Genomic DNA, 26841 nt, shown 5'->3' with positions numbered 1-26841 from the left:
CGGAAGACGTCGCGGGCCCCGTCCTGCCGATCGTGTTTCCCCCGTCCGGAGCGAGCAGAAGAGCCTCGCGGTGCGTGGGTCTCGGGACGGGTCGGAGGGGATGGTCTCGTCCGAGCTTCGGCGGCGGACGGTCAGGCCGCACGTCACCATGAATGGCGCGGTCGGCAAGCTGGGGCGACAGCGGCTGTCCCCTCCGTGCTCGAGCAGGGCACCTCGACGGCAGACACGCCGCGCGTGCGTCCGCGCAACGTCTTCAGATCGGGTAATCGGGCGAGCAACACGCTGACCGTCGTGTCACGACTGGCTCGCCGAACAGGAAGGAGCCCGACCATGAAGCTTTACGCCGGATTAGACATCTCCCAGGTCGAGACCTCTGTCTGCGTCGTCGATCATGATGGGCGGAGCGTCCACGAGACGAGGGTTGCAACGGATCCTGCAGCGATCGTGGCCATCCTCAAGCCGTACCACACGGACGTCGAGCGGATCGGGATCGAGGCCTGCTCGCTGTCGGAATGGCTGTTCCAGGAGATGAGCGAGGCTGGATGGCCGGTTGTGTGTCTCGAGGTCCGGCGCCTGAAGGCGACATTGGCAGGCACCCTCAACAAGACTGACCGCAACGATGCACGCGGCATCGCACAGGTGGTGCGGATCGGATGGTTTCGAGCGGTTCACGTCAAGTCGAGACGCTCGCAGGAGCTGCGCTTTCTGCTGAGCGCGCGCAAGTCGACCCTAAACCGGGTCCAGAACGCAGAGAACGAGCTGCGCGGGCTGATGAAGACCTTTGGCTTGCGGATCGGCCCGACGACGCGCTGCAGCTTCGCCGCACGGGTGCGCGAGCTCGTCGCCGATCAGGTCATGCTGTGCGCCATCGCCGAGCCCCTTCTTAACGTGCGCGACGCGCTCCTCGAAGCGTACCGGACGCTGCACCGCATGGTTCTGAGGATCGTGCGTGAGGACGAGACCTGCCGCCGCTTCAAGACGGTGCCGGGAGTGGGCCCGATCGCGGCATTGTCCTTCAAGACGGCGATCGACGCACCGGCCCGCTTCAGTCGCTCCCGCACGGTCGGGGCCTATCTCGGCATGACGCCGCGACGCTACCAGTCGGGGGAGATCGACCGCAGCGGACGGATCAGCAGGATCGGCGACCCGGCCGTGCGCGCCGTCCTCTTCGAGGCTGCGAGCGCACTTCTCACTCGCGTCACGAGGTGGAGCGCCCTGAAGGCCTGGGGAACGCGCCTGGCCGGGCGGGCGGGGCTGAAGACGGCGAAGGTCGCCGTCGCGCGCAAGATTGCCGTCATCCTCCACCGCATGTGGCTCGACGGCACCGAGTTCCGTTGGTCGGCAACGGCCTGATCGGCCGCCTACCGGCGGCTCCTCCACCACGGCTCCGAAGGGAGCTGAAGAGGTCCCTGCTGGGGACGGCGGGTCTGGCGAAGCCGATAGCAGGCTTGGGTTCTGAAGCCCGATCTTCAGATGCGCTCGCCAGTCCCCTCCGACCCGATCATGTGACGCCACCGGCGACCACGAACAGAAGCAAGAGCCTCGGCAGGTTCACTTCAGCGGCTTGACGGAGAGCGCCCGATTACAGAAACAGCCTGCTGGAGCGCGGGTCGTCACAGGTGAGCCATCGCCTGGTCGAGGTCCTCGATGAGGTCGGCCGGGTCCTCAAGGCCGACGTGGAGGCGCACCAACGGCTCGTCGTCCGGCCAGCGCTTGGCGGTGCGGATCTTGCCGAGCGGCGGCATGGTGGCGAGGCTCTCGAACCCGCCCCACGACGCGCCGATGCCGAACAGCCTCAGCCCGTCCACGAAGCGCGCTACCTCGCCCTCGCTGCGGCCTTGGAAGGTGATGGCGAACAGGCTCGTCGCGCCGTCGAAGTCGCGCTTCCAGATGGCGTGCCCCGGCGCGTCGGGGAGCGCTGGGTAGAGCACGCGCGACACCCGCGGGTCCCCGCCCAGCCACTCGGCGACGATCCTGGCATTGCGCTCGAAGTGCGGCAGGCGAACGTGCAGCGTTCGGATGCCGCGCAAGGTGGCGAAAACGTCGTCCGGTCCGACGCCCTCGCCGAAGTCCCGTCGTGCGTCGGCGACGCGCGCGATCGCCCCGCCGCGGCCCGAGATCGTGCCGAGCAGGAGGTCGGAGTGGCCGGCGAGGTACTTCGTCGCCGCGTGGATCGATAGGTCGCAGCCGTGCTCCAGCGGGCGGAAGTAGAGCGGCGTCGCCCAGGTGTTGTCGATCATCACGGTCGCTCCGGCGGACTTCGCGATGGCGGCCATCCGCGGCACGTCCGGCACCTCGAAGGTGAGCGAGCCCGGCGCCTCCAGGAAGACCGCCGCGGCGCCGAGGGCGACCTCGCGCTCGTAGGCGGCGAGGTCCAGCGGATCGACGTAGACCGTGGTGACGCCGAACCGCGCCAGCATGCCGTCGCAGAAGCGCCGCGTCGGGCTGTACACCGGATCGACCATGATGAGCCGGTCGCCGGCCCCGACCGACGAGGCGATGGCGAGCGTGCAGGCGGACAGCCCACTCGAGGTGAGGACGGTCGCCTCGGCCCCCTCGAGCGCGTTCATCGCCGCGCATAGCGCGTCGGTGGTGGGCGTGCCGCTGAGGCCGTAGGTGTAGCGCTGGGCGCGGCTGTGCGAGGTCGCAACGTCCGGGTAGAGCACGGTCGAGGCGCGCACGACGGGCGGGTTGACGAAGCCGTGGAACGAGGCCGGATCGCGTCCAGCCTGGGTGATCGTCGTCGCCGTGCGCCGGACCGGTCCGCCGGTCGAGCTGTCATCGTCCATACAAAAATTCCTTCAAGGCGTTGGCGCGGCTCGTCCGTCTCACTATGCTCGCGCAAGTCTTGCGACCAGGTCGGGGCTGCCGCGCGGCGCGGTGGCACGGTCGTTGCACGACGAACTCGCAAGCGGACGAAGATTCCGCCCGGACCGAAGGTAGAGAGAGCACACATGAAAGTTTCCCACTTGGTGACCGCCGCCGCGGTCACCTCGCTCGCGCTCAGCGGACAGGCGCTCGCGCAGAGCTCGACCCTGCAGCAGGTTATGGACCGCGGTACGCTGAACTGCGGCACGAACACCGGCCTCGCCGGCTTCTCCTTCACCGACGCGCAGGGCCAGTATCAAGGGTTCGACATCGCCATCTGCCGCGCCATCGCCGCGGCGATCTTCGACGACCCCTCGAAGGTCGAGTTCACCCCGCTGACCGGCAAGACGCGCTTCACGGCCCTCGCGTCCGGCGAGGTCGACGTGCTCGCGCGCAACACGACGTGGACGCTGTCGCGTGACGCCGACCTCAAGTTCACCTTCGCTCCGGTGAACTACTACGATGGGCAGGGCTTCATGGTGCCCAAGGACATCGGGGTCTCGAGCGCGCTCGACCTCGACGGGGCGACCATCTGCATCCAGACCGGCACGACCACCGAGCTCAACCTCGCGGACTACTTCCGCGCCAACGACATGGACTACGAGCCCGTCCCCATCGAGACCGACAACGAGGCGCAGCAGAAGTACCTCGCCGACGCATGCGACGCCTACACCACCGACGCGTCCGGCCTCGCCTCCGTCCGCGCCTCGTTCGAGAACCCTGACGAGCACGTCATCCTGCCCGAGATCATCTCGAAGGAGCCGCTCGCGCCGCTGGTGCGCCATGGCGACGACGAGTGGTCCGACATCGTCTCGTGGGTGGTCCGCGCGTTGATCCTCGCCGAGGAGAAGGACGTCACGCAGGCGAACGTCGAGGAGATGGCGCAGCAGACCGACCTCAACCCGGACGTCGCCCGCCTCCTGGGCGTCGAGGGCGAGTACGGCGCGATGCTCGGCCTCGACAACGACTGGGCGGTCCGCGCGATCGCCGCCGTCGGCAACTACGGCGAGATCTTCGATCGCTACCTCGGGCCGGACACGCAGATCGGCCTCGAGCGCGGGCTGAACGCACTCTACACCGAGGGTGGCATCCTCTACGCCCCGCCGATCCGCTGAGCCGCTGACGCCAAGGGTGCGGGCCGTCCGGTCCGCACCCGCACCTGGAGCGCACCCATGAGCGTTGCCACGAGCCCCGGTTCTCCGGTCTTCCGCATCGAGATGCTGTGGCGGGACGAGCGCTACCGCTCGGGCTTCATCCAGGCGATCACGATGATCCTCCTGATGCTCGGCGTCGGCTGGCTCGTCTCCAACACGATCACCAACCTCAACGCCCTCGGCAAAGACTTCGACTTCGGCTTCCTCTGGCAGCCGGCGAACTACGACATCAACCAACGCCTCATCGAGTACGACAGCCGCGACACCAACGCGCGCGCGGCGGTCGTCGGCATCCTGAACACGCTCCTCGTGGCCGCGATGGGCTGCGTAACCGCGACCGTACTCGGCATCTCGGCCGGCGTCCTGCGCCTGTCAAAGAACTGGCTCATCGCCAAGCTCATGGCGGTCTACGTCGAGGCGTTCCGCAACGTTCCGATCCTCATCTGGATCCTGCTCGTCGCGGCCCTCGTCAACGAGTCGCTGCCCTCGCCGCGGGACTACCGCGACGTGGAGACCGGCGCGGTCGTGCTGACGAACCGCGGCTTCTACGTGCCTGCGCCGGTGTTCGGCGAGGGCTCGGGCGTGGTTCTCGCGGTGCTCGCCGCCTCCATCGTCGGCATCGTCCTCCTCCGGGCGTGGGCGCGCCGCCGGCAGGAGGCGACCGGGGCGCAGACGCCGGTCCTCCTCATCGGCCTCGGTCTCCTCGTCGTGCCGACGGCGCTCGCCACCCTTGCGCTCGGCCAGCCCATCACGTTCGAGCTCCCCGAGCTCGCCGGCTTCAACTTCCAGGGCGGGATCTTCATGCGCGACTCGCTGATCGCGCTGTGGCTCGCGCTGTCGCTCTACACCGGCGCCTTCATCGCGGAGATCGTGCGCGCGGGCATCCTCGCCGTCAGCCACGGACAGAGCGAGGCGGCCTTCGCGCTGGGGCTGAGGCCGAACCGCGCGATGAGCCTTGTCATCCTGCCGCAGGCGCTGCGCGTCATCGTGCCGCCGCTCATCAGCCAGTTCCTCAACCTCACCAAGAACTCGTCCCTCGCCATCGCCGTCGGCTACATGGATGCCACCGGCACCTTGGGCGGCATCACGCTGAACCAGACGGGCCGCGAGATGGAATGTATCCTCCTCCTGATGGCGTTCTACCTCTTGGTGAGCCTCGCCATCTCGGCGGTGATGAACGCCTACAACGCGCGCGTCTCGCTGGTGGAGCGCTAGGATGAGCGGGACCCACGCCGAGACCGTCCCCTACGTCGCGCCGACGCGCTACGAGGAGGCACCGCCGCCGGGCTCCACCGTGGGTGCGGTCGGCTGGCTGCGCGCGAACCTCTTCTCCTCCTGGCTGAACGCGGCGCTGACCGCCGCGTGCGTGGTGGTCCTCGCCCTCGTCCTGCCCGGCGTCATCGAGTGGGCGGTGCTGCAGTCGGTGTGGAACGCGAGCTCGCTCGACGAGTGCCGCCAGATCGTCGTGGCGACCTTCGGGGAGGGCGAGCGCGGGGCGTGCTGGGCGGTCATCCGCGAGCGCTTCGGCCAGATGATGTACGGCTTCTACCCCGTGGACCTGCGCTGGCGGCCCAACGTCGCCTTCCTCCTCCTGATCGTCGCGGTGGTGCCGATCCTGTTCCGCACGGCGCGGCCGATCGCTTGGGCGATGGCGGTCGTCCTCGCGCTTGAGGTCGTCGTCGCCGTGCGCGTGGGCGAGGTCGGTGCGCTGGCGAACCCCACGGTGGCAGTGGCCCTCGTCGCCGGTGCCGTCGCGCTCCTCCTCGGGCAGCCGCATCACAAGCGCTGGTGGTTCGTCGTCACCGCGCTGTACCCGCTCATCGCGTTCGTCCTGTTGTGGGGCGGGCCTGTGCTGCAGCCCGTCGAGACGTCCCGCTTCGGTGGCTTCCTGCTCACGATGGTGATCGGCCTCACCGGCATCGCAGGCTCGCTGCCGCTCGGCGTCCTCCTCGCGCTCGGGCGGCAGTCGAAGCTGCCGATCCTCAGGATCGTGTGCGTCACCTTCATCGAGTTCATCCGCGGGGTGCCGCTGATCACCCTGCTGTTCGTCGCCTCGACGCTGCTCAACTACTTCCTGCCGCCGGGGACCAGCTTCGACCTCGTGCTGCGCGTCCTCATCATGGTGACGCTGTTCGCAAGCGCCTACATGGCCGAGGTGGTTCGCGGCGGGCTCGCCGCGCTTCCCAGGGGACAGTACGAGGCCGCCGATACGCTGGGGCTCACCTATTGGCAGTCGATGGGGCTCATCGTCCTGCCCCAGGCGCTCAAGATCTCCATCCCCGGCATCGTCAACACCTTCATCGGCCTGTTCAAGGACACGACGCTGGTCGCCGTCATCGGGCTGCTCGATCCGTTGGGACTGACCAAGCCGATCCTCGCCGACGCAGCCTGGAACGGCATCATCTGGGAGATGTACGGCTTCATCGCGGCGCTGTTCTTCGTGTGCTGCTGGGGCATGTCACGTTACTCGATGTTCCTAGAGACGCGCCTGCGGGCGTCGGACAACCGCTGAACGAGGACCCCATGACCGACGCAGCCGTCACCGAACGCCAGCCGATCGCCTCGCCCTCCGGGGAGCCCGCGAAGATGACGGTCTCCGACGAGGTCGCCATCGAGATCGCGGGGATGAACAAGTGGTTCGGCGAGTTCCATGTCCTCAAGAACATCGACCTCACCGTTCGCAAGGGCGAGCGGATCGTGGTCTGCGGGCCGTCGGGCTCGGGCAAGTCGACGCTCATCCGCTGCATCAACGCGCTCGAGAAGCACCAGGAGGGGCGCATCGTCGTCGACGGCGTCGAGCTCACCACGGACCTCAAGAAGATCGACGAGGTCCGCCGCGACGTCGGCATGGTGTTCCAGCACTTCAACCTGTTCCCGCACCTCACGATCCTCGAGAACTGCACGCTCGCGCCGATCTGGGTGAAGAAGATGCCCAAGCGCGAGGCGAACGAGCTCGCCATGCAGTTCCTCGAGCGCGTGCGGATCCCCGAGCAGGCGGGCAAGTATCCGGGCCAGCTCTCAGGCGGGCAGCAGCAGCGCGTCGCCATCGCACGGGCGCTGTGCATGCGGCCCAACGTCATGCTGTTCGACGAGCCGACCTCCGCCCTCGACCCCGAGATGATCAAGGAGGTGCTCGACGTGATGGTCGACCTCGCGCAGTCGGGCATGACGATGATCTGCGTCACCCACGAGATGGGCTTCGCGCGTCAGGTGGCGAACCGCGTGGTCTTCATGGATCAGGGCCAGATCGTCGAGAGCAACGCGCCCGAGCCGTTCTTCACCGACCCGCAGCACGAGCGCACGAAGCTGTTCCTCAGCCAGATCCTCGCCCACTGACGGGGCGGGCGGGGCCGACGGTCAGCCGTCGCTCCGGCCCACGTCCCCCTTGAGGCGAGCACCACCGAAGCGCGCTGAGAGCGCGTCCTGCTGCGCGCGGATCTCCTGGTTCTGCGAGATGATGGTGCGCAGCGCCTCGCGCAGGGCGCCGACGTCGGCCGGCACCCGCTCCTGCTCGCCCGCAGGCTCGGAGGCGCGCTCCAGGCGGCGACCGAGGTCGAGCGCCACGGCGTCGAGCCGCGACATCTCCTTCGCCATCGCCTCGGAGGCCTTGCGCGCGTCGTCGACGAGGCGGCGCGCCTCCTCGATCCGGCCCGCTGCGGTCGCCTCCATCGCCTCCATGCGCGCCAGGACATCGGCGCCGTCCGACGAGCGCTGCTTCGCGATGGTGGTGGCGTCGGCACGCAGCGCCTCGAGCTCGCGCCGCAGCGTGGCTCGCTCCTCGTGCCAGGCGGCCTGAACCGCCTCGAAATTCCTACGCATGGCGGCCATCTGCGCCGCCAACTGCAGCGCCCCGCGGTCGTCCGTCGACAGTTCGCCCGAGGCCGGCAGCCGCGCATCGAGCGCCTCGTCGATCAGCTCGCTCATGCGCAAGACCAGGCGGTCGAAGTCCTCGGGGTCGGACTGCGGGTATGCTGCGCCCTCCGGCGGTAGCCGCGCCTCGATCGCGTAGAGACGGTCGACCAAGACGGTTTCGAGCTTGACGATCTGCGCCCCGCGCTCGGCCTTCTCGCGGTTGATCCGTGCCTCGAGGTCGCGCCCCGAGGGCTGTGGGCCGTGCGAGGACGGTGGCGCGGCGACAACCTCCTCCTCGATCAGCCGGCGAAGCGGCGTGGGATCACCCGGCTGCAGCGGCGCCACCGCATCGCCCTGAGGATCGGGGGCGACGTTCTCGTCCCGCGACCGAGCAAGCGGCGCAAGCACCGGCACGGGAACGGCGCTCTCCGGTGACGTTCCCGTGCGCAGGGACGGCGCGACGATCCTCCTCCTGCGGCCGATGCTGCGAAGGCCGAACAGCAGGACGACGAGGGTCACTGCGCCGAGGCCGAAGAACGCGGTTCGTACGTCCTCGAGCTCCGCGCTTTGGCCCATGTAGAACGCCCAGGCGGCGAACAGGGCGAGGAACGCGTTCCCCGGCCACGGCCAGAACCGCTCGAATCCATCGCGGCGGAGGGGTGTCGGGATCGACATGAGCGACGCCTCTTGCAGGTGCGTTAGAGCATCCTGGGTGTTCTTGGACCCAGCTGAGATGCTCTAGCCCGTAGATTGAGAGCGGTCGTCATGGGGTTGGGCGGTCTCACCTAACCCCAAACCGCTCTAGCGCGCGAGCCTTATAGCTTCGCGCCTGATCGAACAACGCATGGCGACGACCCTCGCACGCGCCGCGAGACGCCTGCGGGATGTGGCCGACCGATGCTCAACCGCGGCCCCACTCGTCCTCCAGGCGCACGATGTCGTCCTCGCCGAGGTAGGAGCCCGTCTGCACCTCGATGAGTTCCAGTAGGATGCGCCCCGGGTTCGCCAGGCGGTGCACCGCGCCAAGTGGGATGTAGGTGGATTGGTTCTCCGACAGGGTCTGCACCGCATCATCGACGGTCACCTCGGCGGTGCCGCGCACCACCACCCAGTGTTCGGCGCGGTGATGGTGCTTCTGCAGGGACAGCCGCTTGCCGGGCAGGACGAACAGGTGCTTCACCTGGAAGCGCTGCCCGCTCATGATCGAGGTGTATCCGCCCCACGGGCGCGTCACCGTCGGCGACACGTCGAGGAGCTCGTTGCGGCGCCGCGCCTTCAGCGTTTCGACGACGGTCTTGACGTCCTGTGCCCGGTCGAGGGGGCAGACGAGGATCGCATCGTCCGCAGCGACGATCGCGAGCCGGTCCACGCCGAGCGCGACCACGTCGGCCCTGTGCGAGACGATGAGGCTGTCGCGCGTGTCGACCGTGATCGCCTTGCCGCGGACGGCGTTGCCGTCGCCGTCCTTCTCCAGGGTGTCCCAGTAGGCGCTCCAGGAGCCGACGTCGGACCAGCGGCAGGTGATCGGCGCGACGACCGCCTTGTCGGTGCGCTCGAACAGCGCGTAGTCGATGGAGATGTCTGGCGCCCGCGCGTAGGGGTCGGCCGGCAACACGATGCACCCGGGGCGCACCTGCGCCGCGCCCACCGCGGAGGCAGCGGCGCGGACGACGTCCGGAGCGGTGCGCTCAAGCTCCTCGATGAGCGCGCGAGCGCTGAGGGCAAAGAACCCCGCGTTCCAGTAATACGCCCCGTCCGCGACCATGCGGCCGGCCTCGTCCACCGCGGGCTTCTCGACGAACTGCTCCACCGGCAGGATCGGCCCAGCCGCGCCGTTCGCCTTGATGTAGCCGTAGCCAGTCTCCGGATGGGTGGGCACGACGCCGAAGGTGACCATCTTGCCGGCGCGCGCGGCGGCGAAGGCGGCATCCAGCGTCGCGAAGTACGCGTCGTCCGGGGTGAGAAGGTGATCGGACGGCAGAACGAAGAGCACCGCCTCGGGATCCTCACGCAGGAGGGCCTCCGCTGCCGCAGCGATCGCGGGCGCTGTGTTGCGGCTCTGCGGCTCGAGCATCACCGTGGCGTCCGTCACACCGATCCCAGCGAGGCCGTCGTCCACCTGGAACCTGTCGGCCTCGCCGCACACGACCAGCGGTCGACCGAGGCCCTCGACCTTCTTGTGACGCTCCACGGTGCGTTGGAACAGGCTGTGCTCGCCGTGCATGGGCAGGAACTGCTTGGGCTTGTCCGACCGCGACAGTGGCCACAGGCGTGTGCCGCGTCCGCCGGCCAGGATGACGGGATAAACGGTCATTGGCGCCTTCTGGGTGCGTCGCGTGTTGCCTACCAAAGGCTGCAGGACGGGGCCAGCTGCACCGTTATCGACCTGCACGCCAAGCGGTCGGGACCTCTTTAACCCTTCGCCGGTTTGTGTGTAAGGCACGGAACCCGCGTCGATGCGGGAGGGCGCGACCACCCCTCCGCCTCAGCTCCCCACTCCATTCGGTCGGAACGACCCTTCCTCGGAGTAGTCCCTCATGGCGAAGATCGTCGTCCTTGGCGGTGACGGGTTCTGCGGCTGGCCCACCAGCCTGCACCTGTCCAAACGAGGTCACGATGTGATCGTCGTCGACAACCTGTCGCGTCGGAAGATCGACGTGGAGCTCGAGGTGCAGTCGCTGACGCCGGTCCGTCACCTGTCCGAGCGCCTCACCGCCTGGAGGGAGGTCAGCGGAGAGACCATCCGGTATGTCAACTTCACGGTCGGCGAGAACTACCACCGCCTCCTTTCGCTCATCGTCGACGAGCGGCCCGATGCCATCGTGCACTTCGCCGAGCAGCGCGCCGCTCCTTACTCGATGAAGTCGCCGACGCACAAGCGCTACACGGTAAAGAACAACCTGACTGCCACGCACGACGTCCTGTGCGCCATCGTGGAGTCGGGCGTCGACGTCCACCTCGTCCACCTCGGCACCATGGGCGTCTACGGCTACGGCACCGCCGGGATGAAGATCCCCGAAGGCTACCTGCGGATCAAGGTCGACACCGATCACGGGCTGACCGATCAAGAAATACTCTACCCGGCCAATCCCGGTTCGATCTACCACATGACGAAGACGCAGGATCAGCTGTTCTTCTTCTACTACAACAAGAACGACAAGGTGAAGATCACGGACCTGCATCAGGGCATCGTCTGGGGGACGCAGACCGACGAGACGATGCTGGACGAGCGGCTGATCAACAGGTTCGACTACGACGGCGACTACGGCACGGTGCTCAACCGCTTCCTCATGCAAGCGGCCATCGAGTACCCGCTGACGGTGCACGGCACGGGCGGGCAGACCCGGGCCTTCATCCACATCCGCGACACGTGCCGCTGCGTGGAGCTCGCCATCGAGAACCCGCCGCAGGCCGGCGAGCGGGTCAACATCCTCAACCAGATGACCGAGACGCACCGCATCCGCGACTTGGCGAAGATGATCGCCGACCGCACGGGCGTGGAGGTCGCCTACCTCGACAACCCGCGCAACGAGGCGGCGGAGAACGAGCTGCACGTGGAGCACGACCGCTTCCTCAACCTCGGCCTCCAGCCGATCACGCTGGAGGCGGGGCTGATGGCGGAGGTGACGGACATCGCGCGCAAGTATGCCGCACGCTGCGACCGCTCGAAGATCCCCTGCGTGTCGCTCTGGCGCTGAGGCTGCCGCGGCCCGTCGGGGGGTCTCCAGCAGCGGACGCTGCCGCCGCGCGAAGCGATCAGTAGAGGTCGAGGCCGAACCGGTAGGTGAGGCCGAGCCGCACGGTGAACTCGTCGTCGTTGCCCTCCTCGACGATGGGGCTGTCCAGCGCATCGCCCACGAAGTGGGTGTACTCGGCCTGTCCGTGCAGCCGCCAGCGCTCGGTGAGCGCGTAGATCGCCTGCGCCTCGATGCCGACGTCCTTGAAGCCGCCGTCCGCGTCGAACTCGTCGAGCTGGGTCGCGCGCTCGGGGACGGAGAAGTAGATGTCCATGTAGTCGTCCGTGGCTGCGCTGACGCGGGGGCCGACGCGGAACTCGAACCGGTCGTGGGCGTCGTAGACGAAGTCGAGCCCGGCCTCTCCCACGAAGCCGTCGTGCCCCGTGACGCCGTAGCGCACCTCGGCGAACGCGCGCATGAAGCCGAAGCGCACCGCAGCGCCGGCGCCGAGCTCGACGGCGAAGTCGGTGTCCCCCACGCCGTCGAGGTAGTCAGCGTCATCCTCGTCGCGCTCGCCGATGAAGTCGAACGACGGGTAGAGCGTAAAACGCTGCTCCTGCCCGGTGACCACCTCGCCGAACACCGGCAGGCGCAGGAAGCGCAGCCGTGCGATGGGCCAAGGCGTCACGATGTAGTCCTTGGCGGACGGGAACTCCGGGCCCACGGCAGCCCCGAGCCCGAGGTCGATCACGATGTCGCGGTACTCGACCGCCTCGGGGACGGCGACGGTGTCCACAAGGTCAGCCGCCATCACGGGACCAGTCGCCGCCAGGAAGACCGCACTCCACACACACCGCGCCATCGATCACCCCTCCAGTTGGGCGGACGATCGCCGCTGCAGCCGCAGATGGAAAGCCTGTATGGCCTGCGTGAGGGACTGGACGCGCATGGAACTTCACCGCAGTGGCTGCCGCGCCACAACGGCCGGCGAGGGCGGTCGTCGAAGGCGCCCGCGGCGTCACGGTTCCGCGGTGGGACTTGTTCCGCCGCGTCGAGTCGATATGTGATGGGAGATGTAAGGACGCGAAAGGACAGCCATGTCGGAAGACCGCAACGCGGACGAGGCCCGTCAGGGCGAGTTCGGCAGGCGGACGTTCATCGTCCTCATCATCTCGACGACGATCGCCGCACTGTTCGCGATCTTCGCCTACATGTACGTCTTCTCGTCGGACAACGAGACGCTCGACTCCGGGCTGCCGACCACCGGCGTCACGCAGACGCCGCCGGACGGGCGGGAGTAGCGCCTCGATTGGCTCAGGAGAGCTGCTCGGCGGCCTCCACGAGGAGCTCGCGCATCTTGAGCCGCAGCTCCTCGTCGTCGACGTCGACGCTGGCGGCGTTGAAATCCCCGCGCACCTTGCGGAAGACGTCCTCGTCCCCGGGCTCGGCGAAGTCGGACCGCACGACCTCCTTGGCGTAGGCCTCCGCCGCGTCGCCCGAGCGGCCGAGCTTCTGCGCCGCCCACAGACCGAGGAGCTTGTTGCGCCGTGCCAGCGCCTTGAACCGCAGCTCCTCGTCGTGGGCGAAACGGGACTCGAACGCCCTCTCGCGGTCATCGAACTGCGCCATCCTCACGTCCTCCCCAGCAGGTCCCCGTCTGGCGACTAACCCGCGGTTCGCCCGCGCTGTCAACGCCGTGTAGGACTCGCGGCATTGAGGAGCGGGCCGCGATGGGCTAGCGTCGCGGCGCATCGGCGCGCGGGGCCCATCGGGCAAGCTTGGACCCTTAGGGTCGCACGAACCCCTCTTGAACTAGAGCGACGTTGCACCGATCGAATGAAGCCGCCCAACCCTCACCGGTACATCCCCATGAGCCGTCGTCGCCGCATCTACGAAGGCAAGGCCAAGATCCTCTACGAGGGGCCCGAGCCCGGCACGCTGATCCAGCACTTCAAGGACGACGCCACCGCGCACAACGCGAAGAAGCGAGCCGTCATCGACGGCAAGGGGGTGCTGAACAACCGCATCTCCGAGCACATCTTCGGCCACCTCAACGAGATGGGCATCCCGACGCACTTCATCCGTCGGCTCAACATGCGCGAGCAGCTCATCCGCGAGGTGGAGATCATCCCGCTGGAGGTGGTGGTGCGCAACGTCGCCGCCGGCTCCCTCGCCAAGCGGCTGGGGCTCGAGGAGGGCACGCAGCTCCCGCGCTCCATCATCGAGTTCTATTACAAGAACGACGAGCTCGAGGATCCCCTCGTCACCGAGGAGCACATCACTGCGTTCGGATGGGCGACGCCGCAGGAGCTCGACGACATCATGGCCCTCGCCGTGCGCGTCAACGACTTCCTTGCAGGGCTCTTCCTGGGGGTCGGCATCCGCCTGATCGACTTCAAGATCGAGTGCGGGCGGTTGTGGGAGAACGACCTCATGCGCGTGGTCGTCGCCGACGAGATCAGCCCCGACTCCTGCCGCCTGTGGGACATCAAGACCAATGAGGCGATGGACAAGGACCGCTTCCGCAAGGACCTCGGCGGGCTGTTGGAGGCCTACCAGGAGGTCGCCCGGCGCCTTGGCATCATGCCCGAGCAGGAGCGCCCGGCCGTCTCCGGCCCGACCCTGGTGCAGTAGGGTGGCCGATCGGATGCGGCGTTCGGTGGGGCAGGGCCTGGTCATGCAGCATGCGGCTGCCGTCGCGATCGCGCTCCTCCTGACAGCATCGCTAGTTGCGGTGGCAGCGGCCGCGGAACGGCATCACCAGCCTCCCCATGGGCCGATGCCAGTCGCGAGCCCCTACCGTGGGCTCGAGGCGAGGACGGTGGAGGCGGCGCTGTCGAACGCGGAAGCCGAGGACCTTCTCAACGGTCGCGGCATGGGCCTTGCCCTTGCCGCGGAGCTCAACGGTTATCCCGGGCCCATGCACGTGTTGGAGCTGGCCGAAGAACTTTCCATGACGGCTGAGGTCCACCAGCGCACGCAAGCCTTGTTCGCGGCGATGAAGGAGGAAGCGATCGAGATCGGCAAGCGCGTCGTCGCCGAGGAGCTTACGCTCGATCGCTTGTTCGCCGAAGGCGGAGCCAATAATGCCGCGGTGGAACGCGCGACCAACCGCGTTGGAGACGCTCGAGCACGGCTTCGCGCCGCCCACCTGAAGGCCCACATCGCCATGCGCGACCTCCTCACACCGGAGCAGGTCGTCCGCTACGAGCAACTGCGCGGAACCCGATGAAGGGACACCAAGACCAGGGATGAGGGCGCGCGTTACCATTACGCTGAAGCCTGGCGTGCTCGACCCGCAAGGCAAGGCCATCGAGGGGGCGCTGGCCGGGCTCGGCTTCGGCGGCGTCACCGCGGCGCGGCAGGGCAAGGTGATCGACCTCGACCTTGCCGCAAGAGACGAGGCCGCCGCCCGCGAGGAGGTCGCCGCCATGTGCGAGGCGCTCCTCGCCAACACCGTCGTCGAGCGCTACGACATCGCGATCGAGGGGTGATGCGCTCGGTCGTCGTCGTCTTCCCCGGCTCCAACCGCGAGGCGGATGCGGCCCGGGCGATCCGGATCGCCGGCGGCGCGGCGCCGGCCATGGTCTGGCACCGCGAGACCACGCTGCCGGACGTCGACCTCGTCGTGGTGCCGGGCGGCTTCGCCCATGGCGACTACCTTCGCCCAGGCGCCATCGCGGCGCGCTCGCCGGTGATGCGCGCCGTCGCCGACCATGCGGCCCGGGGGGGCCACGTGCTCGGCGTGTGCAACGGCTTCCAGGTGCTCACCGAGGCGCGCCTACTGCCGGGCACCTTGATGCGCAACGCCGGGCTCACCTTCGTGTGCCGGCCGGTGCGCATCAGGGTCGAGGCACGGACCGCTTTCACCTCGGCCTACTCCCGCGGCGCGACCGTCCGACTGCCCACCGCGCACCACGACGGCAACTACCGCGCCGACGAGGAGACGTTGGCGCGGCTCGAGGGCGAGGGTCGCGTTGTCCTGCGCTACCTCGACAACCCGAACGGGTCGGCGAACGACATCGCGGGCATCACGAACGAGGCCGGTAACGTCCTTGGACTGATGCCGCATCCGGAGGATGCGGTGGAGGCGCTGCACGGATCGACGGACGGCCTGGCGCTCTTCCAGAGCATGGTGGCACACGCCCAGAGCGGCGCCGATGCCGGCCGCCGCCCTCTCCTCGAGCGGCTGTTGAAGCGGGACGTGACGGTCCGCCCGCCCTAGGATACCGCCTCGATCCGGTGAAGCCGAGGCGGATCGCGGCGAGCTCCACGAGGGCGAGACGGTGCGCCGGATCCTCCTCGGAGCGGGTGGCGACGGCGCGCATGGACTCGACGTGGCCGAGGCAGCGCTCGACCTGGTTGCGAGGGCGGTGGCGGAAGGCGCCGAAGGCCGGCGGACGCTTCCGGTTCGGCATCGGCCGCACGGCCCATCCGCCACGGCCGGCGATCGCCTCGCGCAGGGCGTCGGGGTCATCGGCGCGGTCGGCGATGAGGATGATCGGGCCCGACGTCTGCAACGAGATCGACCGCCGAGCGTCCGTCGTGCGCCTGTCCTTGCGTCAGCGTCAGCGCGACAGGACGGCCCTCGGCGTCGGCGCGGGGCTGGATCTTGGGGGTCGGCCCGCCGCGCGAGCGTCCCATCGCGCGGCGTCGTCGGCCCCCTCTTGCCGTCGGCGCCATGCTGATGGACGCGCACCGACGAGCCGTCGACGAACTTAAGGTCCCCGTGCGCCTCGGTGAGTTCGGCGAAACGTTCGCGCCGCCGCACGAGGCGTGTCGCAGGTCATGGGAGGGCCGAGGCGTTCCAGGCCGTCGGCCCACGGCGCACCGCTCCCAGCCGCCGGACGATGCCCGACAGCCTGGCTCAGCCCGGTTTGCGGTCGCAGGGCATCGTTCAAGTTGGCTCTGACGGTGTCGTGTGCGGGAGCAAACGTCCCGTGCCGGGACCACTGACCGGTTCGTCGAGCCGATCCAGCTGGGGCGACCTGCACGCCTTTGCGCCAGGCGTCGGCGACCAGCGTCAGGCACTCGGGCGTGCCAGCGTCGACACCGCGCGGACCTGTAGGCGCCGCCGGCACGGGGGTCGAACCCAATGCTCAGCCCCTCCCGCATCACCCTCGAAACCATCGGGAACATCCGGCCGCAGCCGGATTGGGAGACACCTCTCGCGAGGGCAAGCGGCGGAGGGACAGGGACTGAAGGCGAACATTTTCCGGCTTTTTTACCCGGTCCAGATGGCCGAACAGAATTTGATCTCCTGCCCTCGTTCTCCGTGCGCACCTCGTTGTCCACGTCATTCGATCACGGCCTAACATTTCCACCTGACCCACGGCGCTCCTCCGACGTGCCCCTTTGAAAGTGTCGGACGAACCGGAGAGCGGAGAGGTACGTCGAGCAGCAAGCGCTCGACGCGTACACGCGGACCGGCAAACCGTTCTACGAGACGATCTACGATTTTGCCCAGCGGTCCGGCCGTTACGTCTGGCGCACGCGTGGGGGCGAGCGCGTCCGGCTTTCGCACGCCAGGAACGCAGGTAAGGTCTTCTCGTGGGACGATCCTCCTCCAACGGGGCATCCTGGCGAGGACTACGACTGCCGATGTCATGCGAGCTTGTTCCTGCCCGGGGTCACCGAGTACGCGGCGCACGAACTGCTCGACCGCGACAACGGTGCGTTTCGACGTCTGTCGGATCAGATTGCCGAAAAGGCGCGCGCCAACGGCGAGGGGCCCTTCGCGTTTGGCGACCCGCAGAGGTATGGCTTCGGCGACGTCTCGTTCGCGCACGGTGAGTCGACAGTCGTCTATCGGTTTGACGGCGAAGCGCGTCGGGTCGGCGACATGCTTCGTATTCGCGGCCGAATGACATTCACGTTTGAGGACACGTTCACCGACCCGCTCGATCTACGCCAGGCGGTTCAAGCTGCCGCCAGCCCTTTCGGTGACCCTGAGGATGATATTATTCAAGGGTTCTTTCGGCACCTGAGCGAGGTCGGCTGGACGCCCTACGACATCGTCGGCACGTAGAGCTCAACCTTCGAAGAAGGCATTCTCGTTGACCCGTCGGCATCGCTCTATCGAGATGCGGATCCTTGACGCTGTCGGCATCGTCCTGCTGACCCCCCGATCGTTATCGTCGGTCTGATGATCGTCGGGCTGCTCTGGCCCGCGCCGTCCGAGCCGAGCTTCCTGCCGCTGCCATCCGGCGTCAGGATCAAGGTCACCGACCTGCCAGACAGGATGGTCATCCCGGGTGAACGCCAACACTTCCGCTAGGAAGCCTCGTCGACGAGGACGGGCGCGAGCTGGTCGGCCCCAACGTCATGAGGGTCTGCTTCAACGAGGAGGCCGTCGAGGGGTACGCCTACGACTGGGCCGGTCCTCGCCGCGAGGGTTGGGAACAGAGCCGCTACTTCATCCATCGCCGCGGCGACGACGCTGCGGTGATCATCGACCCATCGATCGGCGTTCCCTACGAGGAGTGGAACGAGGCGATCAACGAGATCGCCGACACGCCTTGCCGGGCTGATACCTTCTGCATGCTCTCGATTGAATACTGGCCGGATTGGACCGGCTCGCCTTCGTACGCGCGGAGAAGCTGTGGATCTGCGGCCAGAACCTCGGAGGCGGCGCAGCGAGCGGTCGGTAGGCTGCAAGAAGGCCGTTGCCCGACCCGAAGCGGTTCGACCCCGGATCCGCTCGCTTGGGTATGGCGGAGAGAGAGGGATTCGAACCCTCGGTACGGTTGCCCGTACAACGGTTTTCGAGACCGCCCCGTTCGACCGCTCCGGCACCTCTCCCGTGGGGCCGAAACTAGCGATCGCGGGGCGCTCCGACAAGGTGCCGATCCCTTGGCCGATCGCTCGTGGCGTCCGTCGACGTCGCGACCGGCTGGGCCGCCCCGAGGTCCTCCTACTCCACGGCGTCGAGGACCGTCGCCAACGTCAACACGATGGTCTCGATCTCGTCCTCGGTGATGACGAGCGGCGGGGAGAGGGCGATGATGTCACCCGTCACGCGGATCATCAGGCCGGCGTCGAAGGCGAGCTGCACGGCGTCCATCCCACGTGCCCCGGGCGCACCCTCGCGGGGAGCGAGCTCGATGGCGCCGACGAGGCCGAGGTTGCGCACGTCCACGACGTGACGGCGGTCCGCGAGGCGGTGAACCGCATCCTCCCACAGCGGCGCCAGCGAGGCGGCACGCGAGAAGAGCGCGTCGTCGCGGTAGACATCGAGGGTGGCAAGCGCGGCGGCGCACGCCAAGGGGTGACCGGAGTAGGTGTAGCCGTGGAACAACTCGATGGGCGTCGGCGAGGCGTCCACGACGGCCTCGTAGATCGCACCCGACGACATCACCGCGCCCATGGGCACGACGGCGTTGGTGATCGCCTTGGCGAGGACCATCAGGTCGGGAACCACCCCAAAGTAGTCCGCGGCCGAGGTGGTGCCGAGCCGGCCGAAGCCGGTGATGACCTCGTCGAAGATGAGGAGGATGCCGTGGCGGTCGCACGTTTCGCGGAGCCTGGCGAGGTAGCCCTTCGGTGGAACCAGGACGCCGGTCGACCCGGCGAGGGGCTCGACGATCACCGCGGCGATGGTCGACGCGTCGTGCAACGCGACGAGGCGCTCGAGGTCGTCGGCGAGCTCCGCGCCGTGGTCGGGAGCGCCGCGGCTGAACGCGTTCGCAGCAAGGTGGGTGTGACGCAGGTGGTCCACGGGCTGGACCATGGCCCCGAACATCGCTCGGTTCTTGGCGATGCCGCCCACCGCCATGCCGCCGAAGCCGGACCCGTGATAGCCGCGCTCGCGGCCGATCAGCCGGGTGCGCTGCCCCTCGCCGCGGGCGCGGTGGTACGCGAGCGCGATCTTGAGCGCCGTGTCGACCGCCTCCGAGCCCGAGTTGGCGAAGAACGCGTGGGAGAGGCTAGGGGGAAAGAGCTGGGCAAGTCGCCCGGCGAGCTCGAACGCCTTGGGATGTCCGAACTGGAAGGTCGGCGCGAAGTCGAGCTCGGCCACCTGGCGCTGCACCGCCTCGACGATGCGCGGCGCGCAGTGCCCGGCGTTGACGCACCACAGCCCTGCGGTGCCGTCGAGGATCGGCCGGCCGTCCGCGGACCTGTAGTACATGCCGCGGGCGGACACGCACATTCGCGGCCGGGCCTTGAAGTCCCGGTTCGCGGTGTAGGGCATCCAAAAGCTCTCAAGGTCGTTCGGCCTTGCCACGATGGCGTCCATCGTTCCCTCCCGCGGTACCGCGAGAGGCTAGCATCGCCGACGACGCGCGTCACCGGATGGGTCAGCGAACCTGGCCGACTTCAGCCACTGCATGCTCGCAACGCTATTGCGCCGTCCTGGGGCGTTCAGGGTGAGTTGGATGCTAGGCATCGGCTCGCCTCCGACGCCATGAATCCACGGCCCGACTAGATCGTCGGCGCGTTGGCGAGCGCGGAGCGGCGCTCGCGGAAGATGAGCCAAAGGTTGCGTGCGTAGATGAGGAGGCCGGTGCCCTGCCCGGCGATGAAGACCGGGTCCTGGCGCGACAGGGCGTAGACGAAGAGGATCGCCCCGCCGGCGATGGAGAAGAACCAGAACGCGATGGGCACCACCGAGCGGCCAGCGCGCTCCGACGCGATCCACTGGACGAGGAAGCGCGCGGTGAACATCGCCTGCGCCGCGAAGCCGATGGCGATCCACAAGTCGAACTGGGCGACGAACACCGCATGGAACCACGCGCCGAGGCCGGCCAACAGGTCAGACATCGGCGTCCTCCGGCGTGACCTCCACCACCGTCGGCCGGCACGCGCTGCGCCGACGCAGCCAGTAGACGCCCAGGAGGTCCGGCAGGCCGACGAGCGCGCGGTCGACCATGCCGTACTTGGAGCGGCCCGTCGTGCGCGGCCGGTCGGCGACGGGAACATGGGCGATGCGCCAGCCATCGTAGAGGAACAGCGCGGGGAGGAAGCGATGGTTGTTGTCGAAGGTGGGCAGCGCGAGGTAGGGCGCGCGGCGCATGGCCTTCAAACCACAGGCGGTGTCGCGCGTGTCGTCGGCGAGCAGCGCGCGGCGCATGCGGTTGGCGAGGCGGGAGCCGGCCTTCTTGGCCCAGCCGTCGTGCCGGCGGATGCGCTGTCCGGCGACGATCCCCACGCGAGGGTCCGCGAGCAGCGGCTCGACAAGGTCCGAGAGGTGCCGTGGATCGTTCTGCCCGTCGCCGTCGACCGTGACGATGATGTCGCCGCAGGCTGCGAGTGCCCCCGCCCGGATCGCCCTCGACTTACCGCCGGCCACCGCGTGGCGCAGGACGCGTAGGTTGGCGACGCCGGACGCCATCGCCGCAGCGGCGGTCCCGTCCGTCGAGCCGTCGTCGACGACGACGATCTCGTAGGGCTCGCCGAGGGGGGACGCCTCGATCTCGGCGAGGAGGCTTGCGATCGCGCCGGCCTCGTCCCGCGCGGGGATGACGATGGAGACGGCCGGGCTGACGGTGAGACGCGCTTGCATGGCGGTGTCCGGGCATGGGGCTGCGAGAGCGAATCGCGGCGGCTGCTTCGCCCGTCCCTATCGCTGAGCGGGCGCCGTCACAAGGCGAGGGCGCGACGGGCGTCCGTCGCCACCGCCGCCGCGGGCACGCGGTGCCCCTTCGCAGCAACAGCTCAGGGTCGATCCCGGGCGAACAGGGTCAGGGACACCGGATCGCCCTTGGAGATGTTGAAGCCCGTGATGGTGCCGAGCTCGGCCAGCGGGACGCCCGCAGCCTCTGCTTCGAGGCGGACCTCCTCCAGTCGGCGCTCGCTGGCGGCGATCACCGCGCACTCCTGTGCGGCGATGGCGACCGCCTCGGCCGCGTTGACGAGGGCGGTGTCCGTCCCCGCGAGGAAGATCATCGACGGCTCGTTGTAGCCGCCGACGCTGACGACCCGTGGCTCGCGGCAGGTCGCGACGGCCTCGGCGGCGGCGACGAGGCGGGGCGAGATCCAGACGGCGGACAAGCTCGGCAGGAGGAGGCCCCACACCACCGCCTGCGCCGCGAGGGCCGAGCCGACCGCTGGGACGAGGACCGGACGTGACAGGAGCGGCCGCCCCCGCCAGATCGCCGCAGTGGCAAGGAGCGCGAGGACGACCGGCACGAGCGCCAGCGCCACGGTCGGCGCGTCGTGGGCGCTCGCAGCGTCCACCGGCTCGCCCATGAGGTGCGCGATCACGAGCGGCGCCAGGAGGGCGGCGCCGACGAGGCCCACCGGTGTCACGAGCGCGAGCACGGCGGCGGCCCGGCGCCACAGCGGGGACGGATCGCGCACCCAGAGCACCGCGACGGTCGCGATGGCGACGGCCGGCAGCAGCGGCAGCGTGTAGTGCGGGAGCTTGGTGGGCGTCGCCTCGAACACGATCCACGAGGGGATCGCCCACGCCGCTGCGAACAGGAGCGCTGGCCCGCGCTCGGAGATCCACAACCGTGCCGCGGCGAGCGCGAACGGCGCCATCGGCCAGGCGACCGCGAAGAACACGGCAAGGTGCGTCAGCGGCGGTGCCCAGTGCCCCTCCTGCCCGCCGGCCGCCTTGCCCAAGAAGTCCCGTCCGAGCGCGGTCGTTATGAACGCGCCGTCCGTGGCGAGCCCGATGGCGACGAACCAGGGCAGGCACACCGCCGCGACGATGAGCATCCCCAGGAGGGGCCGCAGCCGGGGGACGAACGCCCAGCCCGAACGCCAGCCAAGGACGAGGACGGTGAGCGCTGCGACCATCGGCGCAATGGGACCCTTCACCAGGATGCCGAGCGCGAGCCCCAGCCAGAACAAGAGCGGGACCACGTTGCCGCTGGCCTCGCGCAGCCACACCCGCGCCAGCGCTCCCTGCATGAGGACGACCGTGGCGAGGAGCACCGCGTCGGTCTTGGCGAGCCGCGCCTCGACGCCGAGGATGACCGTTGCCCCGAGCAGCGCGGCCGCGCAGGTCGCCGCGGGCATCGGCAGGAAGGCGCGCGCTGCCCACAGCGTCAGCAGGATCGCCGCCACGGCACCGAGGAGCGAGGGCAGCCGGTACACCCACAACGGCGCTGCCGCGCCCTCGCCGGACATCCACACGGCCACCGCCTGCAGCCAGTGGATGCCGATGGGCTTCTTGTGCCGCGGGCCGTCCTGGAAGCGGATGCGCACGTAGTCGCCCGTCTCCACCATCTGCTTGGTCGCCTGGGTGTAGCGCGGCTCGTCGCGGTCGATGGGCGGGACGCTCGCGAGCCCTGGCAAGAACGCCAGCGCCGCGAGGAGGACGAGGAGGCCGGCGACGAGCGTCCCGACGGTGCGCTCCTGCGGTGCGTCGCGCGAGGCGTGGGGCGGGGCGGACCTCATGGCGCGCGGACCTTGGCCGAACCGTTCGGACGTGTCATCGGCAAGACCCGCGGCATGCACAGCCGGAACCGATCGCGCTGGTGCGGCGCGGACGGCCCTGCTAGTGGCTGCGCATGGCGGTGCTTGCCCACATCAGCGACCTTCACCTACGGCCCCCTGGCGTGCTGACGCTGGGGACGATCGACGCCGACCGCTATACCGCAGCCGCCATCGACGCGGTGAACCGGCGTCACCCCGACGTCGATGCGGTGATCGTATCGGGGGACGTCGCCGACCTCGGCGAGGACGACGCGTACACGCGCGCGGCAATGCTCCTGTTGCGCTTCTCCGCGCCGGTCATCGTGATGCCGGGCAACCACGACGCCACGGGCAACCTGCGCGAGGCGTTCGCCGCGTTCCCCGGCCTTGGCGCCGAGCCGGTGCCGGGCAAGGCGTGCCACGTCCACCGCATCGCGGACGTCACCGTCGTCGCGCTGGACACGTCGGTGGACGACATCGCGAACTCGACCCACCACGGCGAGGTCGGCGCCGCACAGCTCGAGTGGCTCGGCAATGCGCTGGAGGGCGCGGGCCCGACGGTCATCGCGATGCACCATCCGCCGTTCGACGTCGGGATCGGCTTCATGGACGACATCGGGCTCACCGACAGGGACGCGTTCGCCGCCGTGCTCGCGCGGCATCGGAACGTCGTGCGCATCGTCTGCGGCCACGTGCACCGCACCATCGTGGGCGACGTCGCAGGGGTGCCGACGATGGCGATCCCCGGCGTCGCGCACCAGGTCATGCTCGCCCTCGAGGAGGGCGCGCCCGTGGGCCTCGTCATGGAGCCGCCGGCCTACGCGGTCCACACAGTGACGGCGCATGGCGCCGTCTCCCACGTCGGCTACGTGAACGAGTTCGACGCCGCCGTCCGCGTCGGGTCCGAGGCGGCCTGACCGTGCCCGTTCCGTCGGCGGCGGACGCTGCCCCCTTCGCCATCGAGCTTTCGGACGTGGAAGCTGCCGCACGCCGGCTCGCCGGCGTGGCGGTGAGGACGCCCCTCATCACCTCGGCGATCCTCGACGAGCGCTGCGGTGCCCGGGTCTTCGTGAAGGCCGAGTGCCTCCAGCGCACCGGCTCGTTCAAGTTCCGCGGCGCGACCAACGCCATCGCACGGATCGCGGAGGGGGCGAGGGCGCGCGGCGTGGTCGCCTCGTCGTCCGGCAACCATGCCCAGGGGGTCGCCGAGGCGGCGCGGCTCGCCTCGATCCCAGCCACCATCGTGATGCCGGACGACGCACCCGCCATCAAGCGCGCCCGCACGGAGCGCTCCGGAGCCACGGTCGTCGCCTGCGACCGCGAGCGGGACGACCGCGAGGCCATCGCCGAGGCGCTCGCCGAGCGCCTCGGCGCCACCATCGTGCCGCCCTACGACGATCCCGGGGTGATGGCCGGGCAGGGGACGGTGGGGCTCGAGATCGCCGACGAGCTCGACGGGCTTGGCATCGTCGCCGACCGCGTCCTGGTGCCGACGAGCGGCGGCGGCCTGTTGTCGGGCGTCGCCACGGTGATGGCTGGGCGCATGCCGTCCGCGATCTGCCAACCCGCGGAGCCGGAGGGGTTCGACGACATGAGCCGCTCGCTCGCTGCGGGCGAACGGCTCGACAACGCGAGCCGTTCGGGCTCCATCGCCGACGCCCTGCTGTCTCGTCGGCCGGGCACGCTCACCTTCCCGATCATCGCGCGCCACGCGAGGCCGGGCGTTGCGGTGCCGGACGAATGGCTGCTGCGCGCCGTCGCGTTCGCCTTCACCGAGCTGAAGCTGTCGGCCGAGCCCGGCGGCGCCGTCGCCCTCGCGGCGCTCCTGTCCGGCCGCCTCGACGTCGCCGGCGAGACGGTGGTCGTGGTGCTGTCGGGCGGCAACGTCGACCCCGGCATCCTGGCGCAGGCCCTCGCCATGGACGCGCCGACCTATCCCCAGAGCATGGGCTCGGGCGGCATCAGCGTCGCGCCGTCGTAGACGAGCCCCGGCTCGCGGTCCCTCGCCAGCAGCAGCGGCCCGTCGAGGTCGACGAAGTCGGCGCCCTGCGCATAGTAGGTCGCCGGTGCCATGGCGAGCGAGGTGCCGATCATGCAGCCGACCATCACCTTGAGGCCCGCCTGCCGCGCGGCCTCGGTCATCGCGATCGCCTCGGTCAGCCCGCCCGACTTGTCGAGCTTGACGTTGACCGCGTCGTAGCGGCCGACGAGCGCGGCGAGGTCGGCGCTGGTGTGCACGCTCTCGTCGGCGCAGATCGGCACGGGGTGGGAGATCGTCGCGAGCACCCCGTCGCGCCCGGCCGGCAACGGCTGCTCGATGAGGGCGACGCCGGCGGCGGCGCAAGCCCCCATGTTGATGAGCAGGTTGCCCTCGTTCCAGCCCTCGTTGGCGTCGACGATGAGCGTCGCGTCCGGCACCGCCTCGCGCACCGCCGCGATGCGCGCGTCGTCGCCGGAGGGGGCGCCGAGCTTGACCTTGAGGAGCGGACGGCCGGCCGCCTCGGCCGCCGCCGCCATCTCGTGCGGCTCGCCGAGCGAGAGCGTGTAGGCCGTGGTGAGCGGCCGCAGCGTCAGGCCGAGCACCTGCGCCACCGGCGTCCCGCTCCGCTTGGCCTCGAAGTCCCACAGTGCGCAGTCAAGGGCGTTGCGCGCCGCCCCAGCCGGCATCGCCTCGGCAAGGTCCTGGCGCGTCAGCCCGTCGGCGACGCGTGGGGCCATCGCCTCCACGGCCTCGGCCACACCCTCCACCGTCTCGCGGTAGCGCCGGTAGGGGACGGCCTCGCCGCGGCCGACGTGCGCGCCGTCCTCGATGGTGGCGACGACGACGCGGGCCTCGGTCCGCGTCTCCCGGGAGATGCGGAACGCACCCGCGATGGGGAAGGTCTCGACCGCGACGGTAAGCCTCACGCGACCGGCTCGCGGACGAGGCGGTCGACGATGGCGTCGACGCCGAAGCGCACGGGGTCGCAGGCCGGAAGGTTGTGCTTGGCCGCCGCGCGGTCGAGCTCGGCACGGGCGGCCTCAAGGTCGAGCGCAGCCGTGTTGATCGCGATGCCCACCGGTGCGATGTCCGGGTTGGTCAGGCGGCCGAGCGCGACGGTCATGTCGATGACATCCTCGATGCTCGGCAGCGGCGTCTCCACGTTGCGCATCGTGCGCCGCGTCGGCTCGTGGCACACGACGAAGGCGTCCGGCTGGGCGCCGTGCAGCAACCCGAGCGAGACGCCGGCGAAGGACGGGTGGAAGATCGACCCCTGGCCCTCGACGATCTGCCATGCGTCGTCCGAGGTGGCAGGGGCGAGCCACTCCGCCGCGCCCGAGATGAAGTCGGCCACCACGGCGTCGATGGCGACGCCGCGGCCGGAGATGAAGACGCCGGTCTGCCCGGTGGCGCAGAACGTCGCGTCGAGGCCGCGCTCCTGCATCGCGGCCTCGAGCGCGAGCGCGGTGTACTTCTTGCCCACCGAGCAGTCGGTGCCGACCGTGAGCAGGCGGCGGCCGGGCCGCTTCGTCCCCTTGCCGACCGCGAAGGTCTGGGTCGAGCGGCGCGTGTCGACGACGCGTCGTCCGGCCTCGCGGGCGGCCTCTGCGATCTCCGGCACGTCGGCGAGCCGCTTGTGGAGGCCCGCGGCGACGTCCATCCCCGCATTCGAGCGCCGCCACGATGGACGCCACCCAGTGGTCCGGCATCGTGCCGCCCGCGTTGACCACGCCGACGATCATCGTGCGCGCACCGGCCTCGGCGGCTGCAGCCGCGTCCATGTCGGGCAGGCGTGCGTCCGCCTGACAGCCCGGCAGCCGCCACTGGCCGACGCACCAGTCGCGCCGCCAGTCCACGATGCCGAGCGCCGTCTTCGCGGCGAGCGCGTCGGGCACGTCGCCGAGGAAGAGGAGGTAGGGCCGGTCGAGTTCCATCGCGCACCGCC

25 protein-coding genes, 1 tRNA gene and 2 pseudogenes are annotated in these 26841 nt (G+C 69.4%); 16 read left to right on the top strand and 12 right to left on the bottom strand.

Annotated features, from left to right (window positions below):
• Window positions 1-330: 330 nt before the first annotated feature.
• Window positions 331-1353, top strand: coding sequence for an IS110 family transposase (locus tag ACOOE8_RS18675; RefSeq protein WP_420392893.1), 1023 nt, complete (start codon window positions 331-333; stop codon window positions 1351-1353).
• A gap of 260 nt (window positions 1354-1613) precedes the next feature.
• Here ACOOE8_RS18675 and metC read toward each other — a convergent pair whose 3' ends face one another.
• Window positions 1614-2789 carry a cystathionine beta-lyase gene (gene metC, locus ACOOE8_RS18670; protein WP_420392892.1) on the bottom strand — a complete coding sequence of 392 codons (1176 nt, stop codon included), beginning with the start codon at window positions 2787-2789 and terminating at the stop codon, window positions 1614-1616.
• 165 nt (window positions 2790-2954) lie between these two features.
• Here metC and ACOOE8_RS18665 point away from each other — a divergent pair, with 165 nt between their 5' ends.
• The 4 genes from ACOOE8_RS18665 to ACOOE8_RS18650 all read left to right on the top strand — a co-directional run bounded on the left by ACOOE8_RS18665 (window position 2955) and on the right by ACOOE8_RS18650 (window position 7358).
• A complete protein-coding gene (locus tag ACOOE8_RS18665; protein WP_420392891.1) occupies window positions 2955-3983 on the top strand; it encodes an amino acid ABC transporter substrate-binding protein in 1029 nt (342 codons plus the stop codon).
• Window positions 3984-4040: 57 nt separating this feature from the next.
• Window positions 4041-5237, top strand: a complete 1197-nt coding sequence (locus ACOOE8_RS18660; RefSeq protein ID WP_420392890.1) for an amino acid ABC transporter permease — start codon at window positions 4041-4043, stop codon at window positions 5235-5237.
• 1 nt (window position 5238) lies between these two features.
• Window positions 5239-6534 (top strand): amino acid ABC transporter permease, encoded by a 1296-nt coding sequence (locus ACOOE8_RS18655; RefSeq protein ID WP_420392889.1) that lies wholly within the window; start codon window positions 5239-5241, stop codon window positions 6532-6534.
• 74 nt (window positions 6535-6608) lie between these two features.
• Complete coding sequence (locus ACOOE8_RS18650) at window positions 6609-7358, top strand: amino acid ABC transporter ATP-binding protein (protein ID WP_420394745.1); 750 nt, start codon at window positions 6609-6611, stop codon at window positions 7356-7358.
• Window positions 7359-7379: 21 nt separating this feature from the next.
• On the opposite strand, the gene ACOOE8_RS18645 is transcribed toward ACOOE8_RS18650, so the two are convergent.
• The gene (locus ACOOE8_RS18645; RefSeq protein ID WP_420392888.1) at window positions 7380-8549 is read right to left on the bottom strand and encodes a hypothetical protein; all 1170 of its coding nucleotides are present in this window, start codon (window positions 8547-8549) and stop codon (window positions 7380-7382) included.
• Between the two features lie 226 nt (window positions 8550-8775).
• Entirely contained in the window at window positions 8776-10188 is a 1413-nt protein-coding gene (locus ACOOE8_RS18640) for a mannose-1-phosphate guanylyltransferase/mannose-6-phosphate isomerase (RefSeq protein WP_420392887.1), read from the bottom strand.
• A 223-nt stretch (window positions 10189-10411) separates the two neighbouring features.
• Here ACOOE8_RS18640 and ACOOE8_RS18635 point away from each other — a divergent pair, with 223 nt between their 5' ends.
• Window positions 10412-11572, top strand: a complete 1161-nt coding sequence (locus ACOOE8_RS18635) for an NAD-dependent epimerase/dehydratase family protein (protein ID WP_420392886.1) — start codon at window positions 10412-10414, stop codon at window positions 11570-11572.
• Window positions 11573-11630: 58 nt separating this feature from the next.
• On the opposite strand, the gene ACOOE8_RS18630 is transcribed toward ACOOE8_RS18635, so the two are convergent.
• Window positions 11631-12413: a MipA/OmpV family protein gene (locus ACOOE8_RS18630; protein ID WP_420392885.1), complete on the bottom strand. Its 783-nt coding sequence runs from the start codon at window positions 12411-12413 to the stop codon at window positions 11631-11633.
• Between the two features lie 235 nt (window positions 12414-12648).
• Between ACOOE8_RS18630 and ACOOE8_RS18625 the strand changes: the two genes are divergently transcribed.
• Window positions 12649-12852 carry a hypothetical protein gene (locus ACOOE8_RS18625; protein ID WP_420392884.1) on the top strand — a complete coding sequence of 68 codons (204 nt, stop codon included), beginning with the start codon at window positions 12649-12651 and terminating at the stop codon, window positions 12850-12852.
• Window positions 12853-12865: 13 nt separating this feature from the next.
• Here ACOOE8_RS18625 and ACOOE8_RS18620 read toward each other — a convergent pair whose 3' ends face one another.
• Window positions 12866-13180, bottom strand: coding sequence for a DUF1476 domain-containing protein (locus ACOOE8_RS18620; protein WP_420392883.1), 315 nt, complete (start codon window positions 13178-13180; stop codon window positions 12866-12868).
• 240 nt (window positions 13181-13420) lie between these two features.
• Here ACOOE8_RS18620 and purC point away from each other — a divergent pair, with 240 nt between their 5' ends.
• From purC to ACOOE8_RS18585, 7 genes and pseudogenes are all read left to right on the top strand, one after another.
• Window positions 13421-14185: a phosphoribosylaminoimidazolesuccinocarboxamide synthase gene (purC, locus tag ACOOE8_RS18615; protein WP_420392882.1), complete on the top strand. Its 765-nt coding sequence runs from the start codon at window positions 13421-13423 to the stop codon at window positions 14183-14185.
• A 187-nt stretch (window positions 14186-14372) separates the two neighbouring features.
• Window positions 14373-14783: a Spy/CpxP family protein refolding chaperone gene (locus tag ACOOE8_RS18610; protein WP_420392881.1), complete on the top strand. Its 411-nt coding sequence runs from the start codon at window positions 14373-14375 to the stop codon at window positions 14781-14783.
• A gap of 19 nt (window positions 14784-14802) precedes the next feature.
• A complete protein-coding gene (purS, locus tag ACOOE8_RS18605; RefSeq protein WP_420392880.1) occupies window positions 14803-15045 on the top strand; it encodes a phosphoribosylformylglycinamidine synthase subunit PurS in 243 nt (80 codons plus the stop codon).
• Window positions 15045-15776, top strand: coding sequence for a phosphoribosylformylglycinamidine synthase subunit PurQ (gene purQ / locus ACOOE8_RS18600; protein WP_420392879.1), 732 nt, complete (start codon window positions 15045-15047; stop codon window positions 15774-15776). The genes purS and purQ overlap by 1 nt, the downstream gene beginning before the upstream one ends.
• Before the next feature lie 1164 nt (window positions 15777-16940).
• Window positions 16941-17150, top strand: a pseudogene (locus ACOOE8_RS18595) (phage minor head protein); the annotation flags it as partial.
• 15 nt (window positions 17151-17165) lie between these two features.
• A complete protein-coding gene (locus ACOOE8_RS18590; protein ID WP_420392878.1) occupies window positions 17166-17579 on the top strand; it encodes a hypothetical protein in 414 nt (137 codons plus the stop codon).
• A 117-nt stretch (window positions 17580-17696) separates the two neighbouring features.
• Window positions 17697-17828 carry a hypothetical protein gene (locus tag ACOOE8_RS18585; protein WP_420392877.1) on the top strand — a complete coding sequence of 44 codons (132 nt, stop codon included), beginning with the start codon at window positions 17697-17699 and terminating at the stop codon, window positions 17826-17828.
• A gap of 434 nt (window positions 17829-18262) precedes the next feature.
• On the opposite strand, the gene ACOOE8_RS18580 is transcribed toward ACOOE8_RS18585, so the two are convergent.
• The 5 genes from ACOOE8_RS18580 to ACOOE8_RS18560 form a co-directional block, all read right to left on the bottom strand.
• A tRNA-Ser gene (locus tag ACOOE8_RS18580) sits at window positions 18263-18352 on the bottom strand.
• Between the two features lie 112 nt (window positions 18353-18464).
• Window positions 18465-19787 (bottom strand): aspartate aminotransferase family protein, encoded by a 1323-nt coding sequence (locus ACOOE8_RS18575; protein ID WP_420392876.1) that lies wholly within the window; start codon window positions 19785-19787, stop codon window positions 18465-18467.
• Between the two features lie 185 nt (window positions 19788-19972).
• Window positions 19973-20311 carry a lipid-A-disaccharide synthase N-terminal domain-containing protein gene (locus ACOOE8_RS18570; protein ID WP_420392875.1) on the bottom strand — a complete coding sequence of 113 codons (339 nt, stop codon included), beginning with the start codon at window positions 20309-20311 and terminating at the stop codon, window positions 19973-19975.
• The gene (locus ACOOE8_RS18565; protein ID WP_420392874.1) at window positions 20304-21053 is read right to left on the bottom strand and encodes a glycosyltransferase family 2 protein; all 750 of its coding nucleotides are present in this window, start codon (window positions 21051-21053) and stop codon (window positions 20304-20306) included. Before ACOOE8_RS18565 ends, ACOOE8_RS18570 begins: the two co-directional genes overlap by 8 nt.
• A gap of 152 nt (window positions 21054-21205) precedes the next feature.
• Complete coding sequence (locus tag ACOOE8_RS18560) at window positions 21206-22897, bottom strand: ArnT family glycosyltransferase (RefSeq protein WP_420392873.1); 1692 nt, start codon at window positions 22895-22897, stop codon at window positions 21206-21208.
• Between the two features lie 113 nt (window positions 22898-23010).
• Here ACOOE8_RS18560 and ACOOE8_RS18555 point away from each other — a divergent pair, with 113 nt between their 5' ends.
• Both ACOOE8_RS18555 and ACOOE8_RS18550 read left to right on the top strand, forming a co-directional pair.
• The gene (locus ACOOE8_RS18555) at window positions 23011-23832 is read left to right on the top strand and encodes a phosphodiesterase (RefSeq protein ID WP_420392872.1); all 822 of its coding nucleotides are present in this window, start codon (window positions 23011-23013) and stop codon (window positions 23830-23832) included.
• A 2-nt stretch (window positions 23833-23834) separates the two neighbouring features.
• Entirely contained in the window at window positions 23835-24896 is a 1062-nt protein-coding gene (locus ACOOE8_RS18550) for a threonine ammonia-lyase (RefSeq protein ID WP_420392871.1), read from the top strand.
• Here the strand turns inward: ACOOE8_RS18550 and dgcA are convergent.
• On the bottom strand, window positions 24848-25822 hold the full coding sequence (gene dgcA / locus ACOOE8_RS18545) for an N-acetyl-D-Glu racemase DgcA (protein WP_420392870.1): 975 nt from the start codon (window positions 25820-25822) through the stop codon (window positions 24848-24850). The two genes, ACOOE8_RS18550 and dgcA, sit on opposite strands and share 49 nt — an antisense overlap.
• Window positions 25819-26830, bottom strand: a pseudogene (dgcN, locus tag ACOOE8_RS18540) (N-acetyltransferase DgcN). The gene dgcA and the pseudogene dgcN overlap by 4 nt, the downstream one beginning before the upstream one ends.
• Window positions 26831-26841: the final 11 nt, after the last annotated feature.

The organism is Acuticoccus sp. (genome assembly GCF_965213555.1).
In the GTDB taxonomy this organism is placed as follows: Bacteria; Pseudomonadota; Alphaproteobacteria; order Rhizobiales; family Amorphaceae; genus Acuticoccus.
The sequence above is the reverse complement of the archived record's forward strand: the minus strand, read 5'-3'. Positions and strand labels throughout refer to the sequence as shown.

Bases quoted from the DNA above. Each gene is read 5' to 3' on its own strand.
- metC (WP_420392892.1), bottom strand. From the start codon at position 2,789: ATGGACGATGACAGCTCGACCGGCGGACCGGTCCGGCGCACGGCGACG.
- purS (WP_420392880.1), top strand. From the start codon at position 14,803: ATGAGGGCGCGCGTTACCATTACGCTGAAGCCTGGCGTGCTCGACCCG.
- ACOOE8_RS18555 (WP_420392872.1), top strand. From the start codon at position 23,011: ATGGCGGTGCTTGCCCACATCAGCGACCTTCACCTACGGCCCCCTGGC.
- ACOOE8_RS18625 (WP_420392884.1), top strand. From the start codon at position 12,649: ATGTCGGAAGACCGCAACGCGGACGAGGCCCGTCAGGGCGAGTTCGGC.
- ACOOE8_RS18620 (WP_420392883.1), bottom strand. From the start codon at position 13,180: ATGGCGCAGTTCGATGACCGCGAGAGGGCGTTCGAGTCCCGTTTCGCC.
- ACOOE8_RS18675 (WP_420392893.1), top strand. From the start codon at position 331: ATGAAGCTTTACGCCGGATTAGACATCTCCCAGGTCGAGACCTCTGTC.
- ACOOE8_RS18585 (WP_420392877.1), top strand. From the start codon at position 17,697: ATGATCGTCGGGCTGCTCTGGCCCGCGCCGTCCGAGCCGAGCTTCCTG.
- ACOOE8_RS18640 (WP_420392887.1), bottom strand. From the start codon at position 10,188: ATGACCGTTTATCCCGTCATCCTGGCCGGCGGACGCGGCACACGCCTG.
- ACOOE8_RS18665 (WP_420392891.1), top strand. From the start codon at position 2,955: ATGAAAGTTTCCCACTTGGTGACCGCCGCCGCGGTCACCTCGCTCGCG.
- ACOOE8_RS18645 (WP_420392888.1), bottom strand. From the start codon at position 8,549: ATGTCGATCCCGACACCCCTCCGCCGCGATGGATTCGAGCGGTTCTGG.
- ACOOE8_RS18570 (WP_420392875.1), bottom strand. From the start codon at position 20,311: ATGTCTGACCTGTTGGCCGGCCTCGGCGCGTGGTTCCATGCGGTGTTC.
- purQ (WP_420392879.1), top strand. From the start codon at position 15,045: ATGCGCTCGGTCGTCGTCGTCTTCCCCGGCTCCAACCGCGAGGCGGAT.
- ACOOE8_RS18630 (WP_420392885.1), bottom strand. From the start codon at position 12,413: ATGGCGCGGTGTGTGTGGAGTGCGGTCTTCCTGGCGGCGACTGGTCCC.
- ACOOE8_RS18650 (WP_420394745.1), top strand. From the start codon at position 6,609: ATGACGGTCTCCGACGAGGTCGCCATCGAGATCGCGGGGATGAACAAG.
- ACOOE8_RS18635 (WP_420392886.1), top strand. From the start codon at position 10,412: ATGGCGAAGATCGTCGTCCTTGGCGGTGACGGGTTCTGCGGCTGGCCC.
- purC (WP_420392882.1), top strand. From the start codon at position 13,421: ATGAGCCGTCGTCGCCGCATCTACGAAGGCAAGGCCAAGATCCTCTAC.
- ACOOE8_RS18560 (WP_420392873.1), bottom strand. From the start codon at position 22,897: ATGAGGTCCGCCCCGCCCCACGCCTCGCGCGACGCACCGCAGGAGCGC.
- ACOOE8_RS18660 (WP_420392890.1), top strand. From the start codon at position 4,041: ATGAGCGTTGCCACGAGCCCCGGTTCTCCGGTCTTCCGCATCGAGATG.
- ACOOE8_RS18565 (WP_420392874.1), bottom strand. From the start codon at position 21,053: ATGCAAGCGCGTCTCACCGTCAGCCCGGCCGTCTCCATCGTCATCCCC.
- ACOOE8_RS18575 (WP_420392876.1), bottom strand. From the start codon at position 19,787: ATGGACGCCATCGTGGCAAGGCCGAACGACCTTGAGAGCTTTTGGATG.
- ACOOE8_RS18655 (WP_420392889.1), top strand. From the start codon at position 5,239: ATGAGCGGGACCCACGCCGAGACCGTCCCCTACGTCGCGCCGACGCGC.